The sequence below is a fragment of the Mucilaginibacter sp. genome (assembly GCF_041663085.1).
Classification (GTDB): Bacteria; Bacteroidota; Bacteroidia; order Sphingobacteriales; family Sphingobacteriaceae; genus Mucilaginibacter.
This window is the reverse complement of sequence record NZ_JBAZRC010000013.1, coordinates 34,751-48,677: the sequence shown is the minus strand read 5'-3', so window position 1 is coordinate 48,677 and position 13,927 is coordinate 34,751. Positions and strand designations below refer to the sequence as shown.

10 protein-coding genes are annotated in these 13,927 nt (G+C 45.3%); 3 read left to right on the top strand and 7 right to left on the bottom strand.

Features of this window, described 5'->3' with window-relative positions:
• Positions 1-573: hypothetical protein (locus WC615_RS05210; protein WP_372977075.1), on the bottom strand; the 573-nt coding region annotated here is incomplete at its 3' end.
• Positions 574-644: 71 nt separating this feature from the next.
• Here WC615_RS05210 and WC615_RS05205 point away from each other — a divergent pair.
• Positions 645-3,221 (top strand): ligase-associated DNA damage response DEXH box helicase, encoded by a 2,577-nt coding sequence (locus WC615_RS05205; protein ID WP_372977074.1) that lies wholly within the window; start codon positions 645-647, stop codon positions 3,219-3,221.
• A gap of 244 nt (positions 3,222-3,465) precedes the next feature.
• On the opposite strand, the gene infB is transcribed toward WC615_RS05205, so the two are convergent.
• The 4 genes from infB to WC615_RS05185 all read right to left on the bottom strand — a co-directional run bounded on the left by infB (position 3,466) and on the right by WC615_RS05185 (position 8,772).
• Entirely contained in the window at positions 3,466-6,450 is a 2,985-nt protein-coding gene (gene infB / locus WC615_RS05200; protein ID WP_372977073.1) for a translation initiation factor IF-2, read from the bottom strand.
• 60 nt (positions 6,451-6,510) lie between these two features.
• Complete coding sequence (nusA, locus tag WC615_RS05195; RefSeq protein ID WP_191175566.1) at positions 6,511-7,746, bottom strand: transcription termination factor NusA; 1,236 nt, start codon at positions 7,744-7,746, stop codon at positions 6,511-6,513.
• Positions 7,747-7,749: 3 nt separating this feature from the next.
• Positions 7,750-8,214, bottom strand: coding sequence for a ribosome assembly cofactor RimP (rimP, locus tag WC615_RS05190; RefSeq protein ID WP_372977072.1), 465 nt, complete (start codon positions 8,212-8,214; stop codon positions 7,750-7,752).
• 138 nt (positions 8,215-8,352) lie between these two features.
• On the bottom strand, positions 8,353-8,772 hold the full coding sequence (locus WC615_RS05185) for a hypothetical protein (RefSeq protein WP_372977071.1): 420 nt from the start codon (positions 8,770-8,772) through the stop codon (positions 8,353-8,355).
• A 60-nt stretch (positions 8,773-8,832) separates the two neighbouring features.
• Between WC615_RS05185 and WC615_RS05180 the strand changes: the two genes are divergently transcribed.
• Positions 8,833-10,020 (top strand): hypothetical protein, encoded by a 1,188-nt coding sequence (locus WC615_RS05180; RefSeq protein ID WP_372977070.1) that lies wholly within the window; start codon positions 8,833-8,835, stop codon positions 10,018-10,020.
• Positions 10,021-10,075: 55 nt separating this feature from the next.
• Here the strand turns inward: WC615_RS05180 and WC615_RS05175 are convergent, their stop codons facing one another.
• Positions 10,076-12,445, bottom strand: a complete 2,370-nt coding sequence (locus tag WC615_RS05175; protein WP_372977069.1) for a prolyl oligopeptidase family serine peptidase — start codon at positions 12,443-12,445, stop codon at positions 10,076-10,078.
• A 76-nt stretch (positions 12,446-12,521) separates the two neighbouring features.
• Here WC615_RS05175 and WC615_RS05170 point away from each other — a divergent pair, with 76 nt between their 5' ends.
• The gene (locus WC615_RS05170) at positions 12,522-13,046 is read left to right on the top strand and encodes a GNAT family N-acetyltransferase (protein WP_372977068.1); all 525 of its coding nucleotides are present in this window, start codon (positions 12,522-12,524) and stop codon (positions 13,044-13,046) included.
• Between the two features lie 130 nt (positions 13,047-13,176).
• Here WC615_RS05170 and WC615_RS05165 read toward each other — a convergent pair whose 3' ends face one another.
• The gene (locus WC615_RS05165; RefSeq protein WP_372977067.1) at positions 13,177-13,800 is read right to left on the bottom strand and encodes a thiamine phosphate synthase; all 624 of its coding nucleotides are present in this window, start codon (positions 13,798-13,800) and stop codon (positions 13,177-13,179) included.
• Between the last annotated feature and the right edge of the window lie 127 nt (positions 13,801-13,927).

The window sequence follows — 13,927 nt, the reverse complement described above, 5'->3', positions numbered from 1 at the left end:
ATCTACATCAAAAGCGATACCTCCCTTAATATCATCATAAAGGCTGCGTTTGCCACCATTGTATGTAAATGTTGCCACCTTTTTTAAATTATATAACGACCAAACACTTTTTAACGGAATGCCCACATGTAGCTTGCTGTTTATTTTAAATGCCGGCGAGGTTACCCGTATCTGTTTAACCCGCTTTACTTCATCATCACCCTGCCCGCGCGAAAAATACATTTGGGTTACGTAACCCGTTGTATCATGGTTGGCGTACCAGATAGATATACTCTTCCCCATAGCTGCGTCTCCGCCATCGGGCGTGCCTAATCTTTTGTGCACATTCTCTCCGCTTTCGTTGATGGTTGTTTGGCCAAGGCTTATGCCCGGTACTATCAGCTGAGATAAAGGTACGGGTTTGTCTCCCGGCAGGTCAACAACACTGGTATCTGCCGCTTTAATCAGGCTGTCCGGCTGGGGGGTATCCGTTTTGTTAGCTATGGTATCGGCCGATGCTGGCGTAGTTTTTTGCTTGCATGAAAATAGTGCTATTGCCAGTGCCGGGACTATAAAATATTTTGAAAAATTCATGGTTGTAACAATTTGTTTAATTTACGGTTGATAGATATAACCAATAATAAGGTATTTTGTTACCATAAACAATGACATCAAAAGGCCAAAAGGTAATACAGCAATGGTACAAACAAAAACAGTGGAAGCAGTTTCCGTTTCAAAAAGAAATGGAGGAGGCCTACCTGTCGGGCTTTTCGGGGTTGCTGAATGCGCCTACCGGCAGCGGTAAAACCTTTGCATTATTCCTGCCATTTCTGGCCGATTTTATCAATAAATACCCGGATACCTATACCACACAAAAAAACAACGGCTTGCTGATGTTATGGATAACGCCGCTGCGGGCGCTAACCAACGATATCCGTAAGGCGATGCAGGAAGTATGCGATGATATTGGGCTGCCCTGGCGCATCATGACCCGCACCGGCGATACCTCTGCCGCCGAAAAGGCCGCATTAAAACGAAAGTTACCTGAAGTGCTTTTAACTACCCCCGAAAGCCTGCACCTGATGCTGGCCCAAAAGGAGTATGACAAGGTATTTAAAGGCCTGCAAGTAATGGTTTGTGACGAATGGCATGAATTGCTTGGTACCAAACGCGGTGTACAGGTGGAGCTAGGATTGAGCAGATTGAAAGCCTTGAGCAGGAGGTCTGCAGGCGAAAGTAACAATGACTTAAAACTTCAGACTTCCGATTCCGGACTTAGAATATGGGGTATCAGTGCAACCATCGGCAACCTTGAACAGGCGGCCGAGGTTTTGCTGGGGAATGATTTTTCGCCGGAGCGGATTAGGATGGTGCGCGCCCATGTGGATAAGAAGCTCGTGATAGAATCTGTTATTCCCCCGAATATTGAGAATTATAGTTGGGCCGGGCATATTGGTGTAAAACTTTTGCCGCAGGTAATGGAAATAGTGGCCAAAAGCAAAACCACGCTGATATTTACCAATACGCGGTCGCAAAGCGAGATCTGGTATCACGCCATTATTGATAATTATCCCGAATATGCCGGCATCATGGCCATGCACCATGGCTCGCTGGATAATGAATTGCGTAACTGGGTAGAACAGGCCCTACATGCCGAGGCGCTGAAAGTAGTGGTATGTACCTCCAGTTTAGACCTGGGGGTGGATTTTCGCCCGGTGGATACGGTGGTGCAGGTGGGCAGCCCTAAAGGTGTTGCCCGGTTTATGCAGCGCGCAGGCAGGAGCGGCCATCATCCGGGTGCCATATCAAAGGCATACTTTGTGCCCACCCACTCATTAGAACTATTGGAAGGGGCAGCGTTAAAGCAAGCAATTAAAAATGGCGTTTTTGAGAGCCGCGACCCTATGCTGTTGACCATGGATGTGCTGATACAGTTTATGGTGACGCTGGCGGTATCAGATGGTTTCCGCGCCGATGAATTGTTTAAGGAGGTGAAAACCACCTTCGCCTTTGCCGATCTTCGCCGGGATGAGTTTAACCAGTTGCTCGATTTTATAACCAATGGCGGTAAAACCCTTGCCCAGTACGATGAGTTTTTAAAGGTAGAGGTAGAGAACGGCCTGTTTAAAGTGAATAGCAGGCGCGTAGCCATGCGCCACAGGCTTAGCATAGGCACAATCACCAGTGAGTTAAGCATCCGCGTAAAATGGCTTAGCGGCGGTAGTTTGGGCACTGTCGAAGAAAGCTTTATATCCAAATTAAAGCCGGGTAATACCTTTTGGTTTGCGGGCCGCAGCCTGGAATTTATTAAGGTGAAAGAAATGACGGCTTATGTTAAAAAATCAAAATCCACCAAAGGACTGATCCCAAGCTGGAATGGCGGGCGGATGCCGCTGTCGTCGCAATTATCTGCCGTTTTTAGAGATAAGCTGGATGAGGTGGCCAATGGCATTGAAACGGATATAGAAGTGAAAGTGCTTAAGCCCTTGTTCGGGCTGCAGGCAAAATTATCGCACTTGCCGCAAAGCCACGAGTTTTTGATAGAATCCTTTAAATCGCGCGAGGGGCACCACCTTTTATTTTATCCTTTTGAGGGGCGCCTGGTGCATGAGGGTATGGCATCATTGCTTGCTTACCGCATTTCTAAAATTAAACCGGCCAGCTTCTCCATCGCCATGAATGATTATGGGTTTGAATTGCTGACGGATGAAGATATACCTATTGAAGAAGCTTTGGAGGATGCCGATTTCTTCAGTATTAATAACCTGATAGATGATATACAGCACAGCCTGAACGCTAATGAAATGGCCCGGCGAAGGTTCAGGGATATTGCGCACATTGGGGGGCTGGTGTTTACGGGTTACCCCGGCCAGCCGGTAAAAAACAAACATCTCCAGGCATCCACCTCTTTATTGTTCGAGGTGTTTAACGAGTATGAGCCCGATAATTTGCTGGTACGCCAGGCTTATAATGAAGCGTTGGCTTTTCAATTAGAAGAGTTCCGCCTGCGTGCGGCCCTGCAACGCATTCAAACGCAAAACATCATCCTCAAAACCATTGAACGCCCTACACCGTTTGCCTTCCCTATACTGGTGGATAGCCTTGGCCGCGAGCGCCTCACCACCGAAACTATGGAGGAACGCATTGCCAAAATGGCCCGGCGTTATGGTGCCGATGAAGTGGCCGATAAACCTTCACCAAGAAGCCGGAAAACGGGCGTTGTTAGAAAGAAGGGGTTTTAAACCTCCGCGCTTCCCTCCACCCTGTCATTTCGAACGTAGAGAGAAATCTTGTTAATTATGCAATGTTCGCCACCTGTCTGTCGAACAAGATTTCTCCTCGCTATCGCTCGTTCGAAATGACATAGTTTATTATATGTTGGCGAATAGATGCTTCGCTATCGCTCAGCATGACAAATTGAAAAAAACACAAACAAAAAAAAGGACGGTAGACAACCGTCCTTTTCAATATTAAGGTAATTAACGCTTACGCTAATTTACGTTTTACTTCTACGTTTTCGTATGCTTCTACTATATCACCAACTTCGATGTTGTTGTAGTTAGCAATGTTCAAACCACACTCGTAATTGGTTCCAACTTCTTTAACGTCGTCTTTGAAACGTTTTAATGAAGCCAGCTCACCAGTATGGATCACTACACCATCACGAACGATACGTATTTTACTGTTACGGCTAATTTTACCATCTAATACCATACAACCTGCAATGGTACCAACCTTGCTGATCTTGAAGGTTTCGCGGATCTCTACGTTCGCAACAATCTTCTCTTCAAACGTTGGTGCTAGCATGCCTTCCATCGCCGCTTTTATCTCGTTGATAGCATCGTAGATGATAGAGTATAACCTGATATCGATCTGCTCAGCCTCGGCCAGTTTACGCGCACCTCCCGAAGGACGTACCTGGAAACCAATAATGATCGCATCTGATGCAGAAGCCAGTAATACGTCTGATTCGGAGATCTGACCAACTGCTTTTGATATGATGTTAACCTGTATCTGCTCAGTAGATAGTTTCAGTAATGAATCTGATAACGCTTCGATAGAACCATCCACGTCACCCTTAACAATAATGTTAAGTTCTTTAAAGTTACCAACTGCCAAACGGCGGCCAATTTCATCAAGTGTGATGTGTTTCTGTGTACGTAAGCCCTGCTCGCGTTGTAATTGTAAACGTTTGTTCGCAATTTCACGTGCTTCCGGCTCAGTATCTAACACGTTAAACTTATCGCCTGCTGTAGGTGCGCCCTGCATACCCAATACCTGTACCGGTGTTGATGGCCCTGCAGATTCGACCCTTTGGCCACGCTCGTTTGTTAACGCTTTAACACGCCCGCTGTAGCAACCGGCAAGTATCGGGTCGCCCACTTTTAAGCGGCCGGCCTGTACCAATATGGTAGTAACAATACCACGGCCTTTATCTAAGGCTGCTTCTATTACTGTACCAACGGCACGTTTGTTAGGGTTAGCTTTCAGCTCAAGCAATTCTGCTTCAAGCAATACTTTCTCTAACAGCAGATCAACATTTAAGCCTGTTTTTGCTGATATTTCTTGTGTTTGGTATTTACCGCCCCACTCTTCAACCAAAATGTTCATGGCTGATAGTTGCTCACGTACCTTATCGGCGTTAGCACCCGGCCTGTCAATTTTGTTGAAAGCAAAGATGATAGGTGCGCCGGCAGCCTGTGCGTGGTTTATGGCCTCGCGGGTTTGCGGCATCACGCTGTCATCAGCAGCAATAACAATGATAACAATATCCGTTACCTGTGCACCCCTGGCACGCATGGCGGTAAACGCCTCGTGGCCCGGTGTATCCAGGAAGGTGATCTTTCCTTTATCGCCCGGCAAAGTAACTTCGTAAGCGCCAATGTGTTGGGTTATGCCCCCGGCCTCGCCGCCAATTACGTTTGTTTTGCGGATAAAATCCAGTAATGATGTTTTACCGTGGTCAACGTGGCCCATGATGGTCACAATTGGTGCGCGCGGTATCAGATCTTCCGGATCATCAGGCTGATCAAGTATAAACTCTTCGTCCTGTGGTTTTACAAACTCAACCTGGTAGCCAAACTCGTCAGCAACAATGCTTAGGGTTTCGGCATCCAAACGTTGGTTAATGGATACGAACATACCCAAACTCATACAAGTTGAGATGATCTGCGTTACTGACACATCCATCATGAGGGCTAATTCATTTGCCGTAACAAACTCGGTAACCTTTAACACTTTAGATTGTGCATCCTGCTCCATTGCCAGTTCATCGGCATTGGCAGCAACATCATCACGTTTTTGACGACGGAATTTTGCACGCTGCGCAAATTTGCCCGACTTACCTGCGCCGCTTAAGCGTGCAAGTGTAGCCTTGATCTGGTCTTGTATATCTTTTTCTGATGGTTCTTCTTTAGGACCAGAACTTGCAGGCGGCCTTCCTCCTCTAAAATCAGGACGGTTGCCACCACCCGGAGGCGCTGTTGGTCTGTTCCTGAAATCGGGACGGTTTGGATTAATAGTACCACTTGGCGGGGCCTGTTGGCCACCGTTACCACCCGGGCCACCTTGCTGATCTTTACGCTTACGTTTGCGTTTCTGATCGGCAGCATTACTTGCGGCACTTGATGATGCTACCGGGCCACCGCGTTTGGGCTGGTTAACCGGCAACTGTATCTTACCTATAATTTTTGGCCCTGTTAAACGCTCTGCATTCGCACGGATAACTTCATCCGGTTCTGCTGCGTCTTCTGTGGGGGCTGGTGTTGCTGCTGCTTGTGGCTCAACAACCGGTGCCGCAGGGGCTGCCGGTGCTTCGGCTTTAGGCACTTCTGCAACAGGGGCCGGCGCAGGTTTTTCTGCAACAGGTTCTGGTGCTTTTGGCGTTTCCACTTCTGCAACTGGTGCCGGTTTTTCTACAACAGGCTCTGGTGCTTTTGGCGTTTCTACAACCGGTGCAGGTGCCGGCGTTTCAGCAACGGGCTCGGGCGCTTTTGGGGCCTCGGCAGGTTTTTCGGCTGCGGGCGCCTTAGCGTTAAGGTTATTAAGGTCTATTTTACCAATTACCTTTACACCCGGCAATGCTTCGTTACGCTCTTCGGTTTTCACCTTTTCAGGTTCAATCGGTTTAGGCTTTTCAGCCGGTGCTGAAGCGAAATGGCCGGTGTTTTTGATCAGTATCTCCTCGTTCTCGAAATCTCTTGAACGACGGGCTTCAACAGGTTTTTCAGGGGCCTGTCCGGGCTCCTCTTTCCTGATTTTGCCTATGCTGATCTGCTTGGCCTCCTCCTTAATAATTTTATCAACAGCAAACTCCTTTAACAAAGTAGTGTACATATCGTTATCCAGCTTGGCCATTGGTTGCTTTTCAACTTTGTAACCTTTGGAAGCAAGAAAATCGACAATGGTACCCATACCAATGTTCAGTTCTTTTACTGCTTTAATTAATTTTATGGATTTGTCTTCTGACATTTATTAAATTTTCTCTGCTAATTATCGCAAAAATACGATTTTTTATTCGTGTTATTTCGTTTATTCAAATTCTGCCTGTAGAACTGATAAAACTTCTTTTATTGTTTCCTCTTCAAGGTCGGTACGTTTTACCAATTCGCCAACAGATAGTGCCAATACAGACTTAGCTGTATCAAGCCCTATGCGTTTAAACTCGTCCAGTATCCAGCTATCAATCTCGTCTGAGAATTCTTCAATATCCACATCCTCATCATGCTCATCAGCCTCGCGGTAAACATCAATTTCGTAACCGGTTAACTTACCGGCAAGCTTAATGTTGTGGCCGCCACGGCCAATTGCTAACGATACCTGATCGGGCTTTAAGTAAACTGCCGCCGTTTTTTTCTCATCATCTAATTTAATAGAAGTGATTTTGGCAGGCGATAAAGCACGCTGTATGTATAACTGAATATTATTGGTAAAGTTTATCACATCTATGTTCTCGTTCTTCAACTCGCGAACGATACCATGGATACGTGAACCTTTCATACCTACGCAGGCACCAACAGGATCGATACGGTCATCGTAAGATTCTACTGCTACTTTAGCCCTTTCACCCGGTTCGCGAACAATTTTCTTGATAGTGATTAAGCCGTCGAAGATCTCCGGAACCTCCATCTCGAACAAACGCTGTAAAAACTCGGGCGCCGTACGTGATATGATGATCTTAGGGTTGCTGTTAAGCATATCAACCTTACTGATGATAGCTCTTACACTGTCGCCTTTTTTAAAGTAATCGGCAGGGATCTGCTCGGTTTTTGGTAATAAAAGCTCATTGCCTTCGTCATCCAATACCAGGGTTTCTTTTTTCCAAACCTGGTAAACCTCGCCGGTAACAATCTCGCCTACTCGGTCTTTATATTTTTTGAAGATCTCATCTTTCTCCAGTTCAAGAATTTTTGATACCAGTGTTTGGCGGGCAGCTAAAATAGCACGGCGGCCAAAGCTTTCTAAAGTTATCTGCTCAATATAGTCGTCGCCAACTTCCAGGTCAGGGTCAATTTTATGTGCTTCTGCCAGTTCTATCTCCAGGTCATCATCCTCGCTAAAGCCATCTTCCATTACGGTACGTGTGCGCCATATCTCTAAGTCACCATTGTCTGTGTTTACAATTACGTCGCAATTCTCATCTGTACCGTATTTTTTCCTGATCATGCTTCTGAAAACGTCTTCCAGAACGCTCATCATGGTTGGGCGGTCAATGTTCTTGAAATCTTTAAATTCCTGAAAAGAATCAATTAAATTAATATTGCTCATCTTCTACTTGAATGATATTAAAACTTTTGTTTCTGTTATTTTATCTGTCGGGATAGTGCTTTCAACAGTTACAGCCTTTTTCCCTTTTTCTTTTATTGTTTCTTCTATTGTTATCTCGCTTTCACCGGCACTTAATAGTTTGCCTTCGCGTTTGGCGCCGTCATCCATTTTTATTGATAACGTACGGCCAATATTTTTCGCATATTGCCTTTGCAGGGTTAGCGGTGTATCAATGCCCGGCGATGAAACCTCCAGGTTGTAGGGCGTATCTATCACGTTCTCTTCTTCCAGATGAAAGCCTACATGCCTGCTTATGGCAACACAATCAGCAATCCCTATCCCGTTATCCCCATCAACCAGTACTATCAGTTTACCGTTCGGATGCATTTTAACATCCACCAAAAACAAGTTTGGCATATCGGCAATTTTTTCCTCTACCAGTTCAGCTGTTCTTTTTTCAATATTCATTATCGTATGTTTTTACCGGTATTCCCGATAGGTAACGGGGCGGTTGATAATTTGATTGATAAAATAAAAGAGGGGACAAATGCCCCCTCTTTTTTAATTCAGATGCAAATGTAACAACTTTTTTTGATTTTTCAAAGCTTATTGCTTAAAAATCAAATCAATAAAACGCACTTTTCCGGGCTGCGACCGGCTTTTTATATAATCTATCAATGCCGCGCCTTCGCCAAGGCGGTAATTGCGCACAAAGTAGGTTTGGCCTTTTACAAAAGGGGTATCGGGCGTAAAAACAACTACACTGTCTTTTAACAGGTAGCGGCCCGGCTGTACAGGCTGGTAGCTTTTCATATCGGTATCGGCCGGCATACGGTAAACCGGCACCAGGCTTTGCCAAACATCTTTATTGGTATCGCGCCCTATATCCTGCATTACCACGTAATCTAACCCTTTAAATTGAACAGACTGCCCGTTGTTGATAAGAGAGATACTTACAGCAGCCGGGTGTTTGGCCGGGGTGCAGCCTCCTATTATGAAAATTATTGCTATCAGATATTTATTCATTATTACAAAAGTGATTGTTTTATTTGTAACCTTTTACAAAGTGATGTACTCTTAACATTTATGAAAAAAACCTTAGCCTTAACCATAGTACTTGTTAGTTTTTATACACAATTAACGTGCGCACAAGATAGCCTGGTAACCAGCCTGGCAAAAAGTAACACAGCCCTGTTTACCAAAGATGGCAATAAATTTACAGGTGCAGGTTGGGACAAAATTTTAACCCAAGCCAAAGGCAGCAAAAATGTGCTGATTGGTGAAGACCATTTTACAAACGAAACGCCATTTTTTGTATCCGCATTAGCATCACAAATAAAATTCGATAACTTTTTTTGTGAGATAGACCCCTTTACAGCGCGCATCCTGCAGGATAAGATCAGAAACCTATCGGCACCCGACATGGAAAGATACGTGGCCGAATATGGCAATACATTCTCCTTTTATGCTTTCGCCCCCGAGTTTGATCTGCTTAAACAATTTACAAAAGCTAATACAACCATTAACGGTACCGACCAGATATTGCTGGTAGGAGACGCCCTGATATGCAATGAACTACAAAAGACCACCAAAAGCAAACGAGCCAAAGAAATTTATGAGCTCATTAAAAATAACTCGAAAATCTATTTCGCCAATTTTTTAAAAGACCAAAGCAAGCCATTTTATTTACTTACGCCTGAGTTTGAAAAAAAACTGGATGAGCTATCGGCCCTGAAGCTTAGCGAGCGAGAAGTTAAAATAATACAGGCGCTTAGGCTGAGCGCCAAAATATACAAATCGCAAAGCCACCATTTGCGGGTACAACTCATGAAAAACCAACTCATGCAAGTTTACACTCAATGGCAGGATAAAAAGAACCTGTATAAATACGGCGCAAACCATGTTGCTAAAGATGAAGGCTTAATGGGGACTTACGATATTGGAAACTTAGTAAGTAATATTGAGGATAGTAAGTTCAGCAGCTCATACCACATTATTATCCTCGGTACTTCGGGTACGCAAGCATCGCCGTTTAAAGGTTTCCCTAATGAGAAGATTGATGTAAACAGCGAGACACTTAAGCCATTAGCGCCCTTGTTTAAAGCCGCTGAAGGCAATGCCTGGCACTGCATAGATCTGAAACCTTTACGTACCGCCATAGACGATGGGAAGTTAGTGGTAAAGGACGATAAGCTATTGCGTATAATAAAAGGCTACGACGCATTTGTTGTGATCCCCGAGGTTACGGCCTCTACATTCACCGACGGGAAATAATATTTAATTTATTAGTTAATCCACCCCCTCGTTTTATAGAGAGGGTGGATTAGATTTACTTCTTCAACGTTTCCTCAAACAGTTTATAAATCCGTTTATACTCGTCCGTCCAGCTGCTGGGTTGCACAAAACCGTGGTCTTCTACCGGGTATGGTGCAAGCGACCAATTTTCCTTATGCAATTCTATCAGTTTTTGGGTCAAGCGTACAATATCCTGGAAATTCACATTCTGGTCTACCATCCCATGAAGCATCAGCAGGTTGCCCTTTAAACCATCGGCAAAGTAAATAGGCGAACTTTGGCGGTAAGCCTTTTCGTCTGTAAAAGGCTCGTTAAGGATATTTGAGGTATAGCCATGGTTATAATGTGCCCAATCGGTAACCGAGCGGATGGCTGCTCCTGATGCAAATACATCCGGCTCGGTAAACAAGGCCATCAGCGTCATAAAACCGCCGTACGATCCGCCGTACATGCCCACATGTTTGGGGTTAACGCCATATTTTTCTATCAATAGTTTCACACCATCAACCTGGTCGGTAAGGTCGGCGCCCCCCATGTGGCGGTAAATACCGGTGCGGATATCGCGCCCGTAACCCGAGCTGGCGGTATAATCAATATCCATAACCGTGTAGCCGTTATCGGTAAGCATGTTGTTGAACATATATTCGCGGAAATAACTGCTCCACCAGTAATGCACGTTTTGCAGGTAGCCTGCGCCATGTACAAATACCACGGCTGGTTTTGCCGGGTCGGGGTTTTTAGGCACATAAACACGCGCGTAAATATCCTTACCGTTACGATTTTTAAAGCTGATCACCTCCGGCTCGCGCCAAGGGTACGAATTAAACTCGGCCGTGGTAGAGCTGGTTACCTGTACCGCCTTTGCCCCGGGCTTATTGGCCTGTACATACAGCTCCCACGGTTTGTTGGAGTATGAATAGCGGATAGCCAGCCATTTTTCATCGGGCGACAGATCTATCTCATTACCACCCTTCATGCCGGTTATTTTAACCGGCGCACCACCTGTAACCGGGATGCGGTAAAAATTTGTAATGCCCGGGTGCTCAATATTGGCTGTGAAGTAAAAGGTTTTTTTGTCGTTAGATAGATGCAGTGTTTGTACCTCCCATTTGCCTGAGGTTAACTGCTTCTTTTCGCCGGTTACCACATCAGCTATGTACAGATGCGAGTAGCCACTTGCTTCGCTCTGGAAATAGAAGTGGGTATTATCTGCCCAGCCCAGGCTGCCATCCGCAAAAAAGCCGCCGGTACCGGGGCCGCCTATCCAGGCATCGTCGTGCTGCCTGTCAAGCAGGGTGAGTTTGCCCGTAGTGGCATCCAGTTTCATCAACCAGCGGTCTTTGTTATCCTGTGCATCTACATTAACAATGGCGTATTTAACGTCGGGGCTCCAGTATGGGCCGGCTATGTCAACCTTGCGGTCGGCGTTTAGCTTTTTGCGGGCCTCCAGTTCTTTCGGGTAGTCCTTTATAAATTCAGGGATATCTTTTATACCCGGCAGATCTTTGGTTATGATGCTGTAAACGGTATCGCGCTGCCTGTCGTAAATAAAGCTTTCTGAGGTAGATTGCGGGCTGCCCACTTTGGTGCGGTTAGGGATATCTTCGGTATAACCGGATGAGGTTACATAATCGGGCACGATGCCGCTCTTTGCACCTTCGGCTGACTGAATAAGGCGGTAGGTTACATACCGACTATCCGGACTAAGCTGTACGCCGGTTAAGCGTTTATCGCCGAACACCAGCTCTTTTAATTTTGAGGGTTTGAATAAAGCCCGCTCGGACGAATCGAGCTTGCGGTCCTTCTCATTAACTTTTATAATATCAAACAGTTCCAGCTGTTGCTTTTTAAGCCAGGCAGCCTGTTCATTCTCTTTGGCGGGTTTCTTTTCGCCGGTGGTTGCTTTTACAAAATTAGTAAGCTGGGTAAGTTCGCCTTTATTAAGCTTTATCTGGTACAGGTTGTTATCGTTAGTGAACACAATACTGCCTTCATCCCCGCTAAAAGTTGGGTTGCTTTCGCGGCTGGTGGTATTGGTAAGCTGTACGGTTTTACCCGATGCTATATCCAACAGATAGATATCGCCATTCTTTTCAAAGGTTTTTAGCGTGCGCTTTTTGTTCCATTTGCCGTTTTCGGGGATCATGGCTTTACGCTCATCAAGACTAACTTTTTGCGGTTTTGTATTGTTTGGTGTGATGAAAAAAAGCTCATCCCGTTCTGTTTTATCGGGGTTCCAGTTAAAATAGATCTTCTTGCTATCATCGCTCCAGCGGATGTTTGATGGCGATACGCCCATCCACTTTGGGTCGCGCATTATTTTTTCGACGGTAAGCTGGCCAAGGGTTTGCGCAGATGCGTAAAGGCCGAAACAAAGGAATAATAAGGTAAAGCTTTTCTTCATAATAAAAATGCTGTTAGGCGCTGCAATTTAACATTTTAGGTAATATTACTATTTTTAGCCATTGTATTGTTACACCATGGAAATAAAAGGGAGCCAATTTATACTGCGTAATTTACGAAGAGACGATGCACCGTCATTACAAAAACATGCGGATAATCCTAAAGTGCCCGCGTATTTGCTGGACAGGTTCCCGTCGCCATATTCGCTGGCCGATGCGGAGTTTTTTATCAACCTGAAAATTGATGAAGAACCGGTTACAGCGTTTGCCATTGAAATTAATAACGAAGTGGCGGGTATTATCAGCCTTGATTTTCGGGAAGATGTTTATCGTAAATCGCCACTTATGGGGTATTGGCTTAGCGAACAGTACTGGGGACGCGGCATTATGCCCGAGGCCGTTAAACTGGTAACCGAATATGGTTTCAATCACCTGGATATTATTTGCATTATGGCCTTTGTTTTCGGCTCTAATCCAAAATCTATGCGGGTGCTGGAAAAGGCAGGTTATACCAAGCAGGGTGTGCTAAAGCAAACGGTAATAAAGGGTGGGGTGGTTATGGATGAGCATGTTTATGTGGCGTACCCGGACGCTAATAGTTAACCGCCTTGTCATTTCGAACGAGCGTAGCGAGGAGAAATCTTTTACACTATGCATTCAATGAAGCATGGAGTACACCTTGCATTTGTAAAAGATTTCTCTCTATCGTTCGAAATGACAGGGTAGTATTATTCTAATATATCCTCCTATAGATCTCCTTCACCATCCCTCCCGGGTCAAGCGATAGATTAACCGCCGAAGAAACCGCAATGCCGTAAACGCCGGTTTGCATTAATGGCTCAATATCTTTTAATTGTACGCCTCCAACTGCAATAACCGGGATGTTAATCGGCTGCTTTTCTAAAGCGCGATAACCATCATAGCCTAATAATGGCTTATCATTTGGTTTGGTATCGGTATGGGCAAAAGGGCCATAGCCGCAATAATCTACCACGCCGCTGTTTTGTACGCGCAATAGCGCTTCTATATTGGTGGCCGATGCACCCAGTGTTTTTTCATCTGTTATAGCTTCGCGGATGGCTGCGAAATCGGCATCAAAATCTTCAATATGTACGCCCTGGGCATCAACTTGAGCTAATAAGTGATAATGATTGGCGAGGATCAGCGTTGCACCCCAGTCATCACATATAGATGCTATCTGGTGAATTTCGGGGATCATCTCCTCATCAGTTTTACTCATGCAGCGGTATTGGATCCAGTTGGCCCCGGCTTCGCAGGCAATCTGGGCCTGCTCAACATGGCTGCGGTTGGGTAGGTCTTGTGTGAGGTAATGGAATTTGGATATGTATTTTTTCATGGGATGCTTTTGTTTTTTACCACAGAGGGCACAAAGATAAAAACACAAAGGTCACAGAGGTTGGCATAAATCTCTGTGACCTTTGTGAATCTCTGTGTTCTTTGTGGTTAAATTTTGAACTTGATCA

Excerpts from the sequence above, each read along its gene's own strand:
- WC615_RS05205 (WP_372977074.1), top strand. The coding sequence starts at position 645 with ATGACATCAAAAGGCCAAAAGGTAATACAGCAATGGTACAAACAAAAA.
- WC615_RS05175 (WP_372977069.1), bottom strand. The coding sequence starts at position 12,445 with ATGAAGAAAAGCTTTACCTTATTATTCCTTTGTTTCGGCCTTTACGCA.
- WC615_RS05180 (WP_372977070.1), top strand. The coding sequence starts at position 8,833 with ATGAAAAAAACCTTAGCCTTAACCATAGTACTTGTTAGTTTTTATACA.
- WC615_RS05165 (WP_372977067.1), bottom strand. The coding sequence starts at position 13,800 with ATGAAAAAATACATATCCAAATTCCATTACCTCACACAAGACCTACCC.
- infB (WP_372977073.1), bottom strand. The coding sequence starts at position 6,450 with ATGTCAGAAGACAAATCCATAAAATTAATTAAAGCAGTAAAAGAACTG.
- WC615_RS05185 (WP_372977071.1), bottom strand. The coding sequence starts at position 8,772 with ATGAATAAATATCTGATAGCAATAATTTTCATAATAGGAGGCTGCACC.
- nusA (WP_191175566.1), bottom strand. The coding sequence starts at position 7,746 with ATGAGCAATATTAATTTAATTGATTCTTTTCAGGAATTTAAAGATTTC.
- WC615_RS05170 (WP_372977068.1), top strand. The coding sequence starts at position 12,522 with ATGGAAATAAAAGGGAGCCAATTTATACTGCGTAATTTACGAAGAGAC.
- rimP (WP_372977072.1), bottom strand. The coding sequence starts at position 8,214 with ATGAATATTGAAAAAAGAACAGCTGAACTGGTAGAGGAAAAAATTGCC.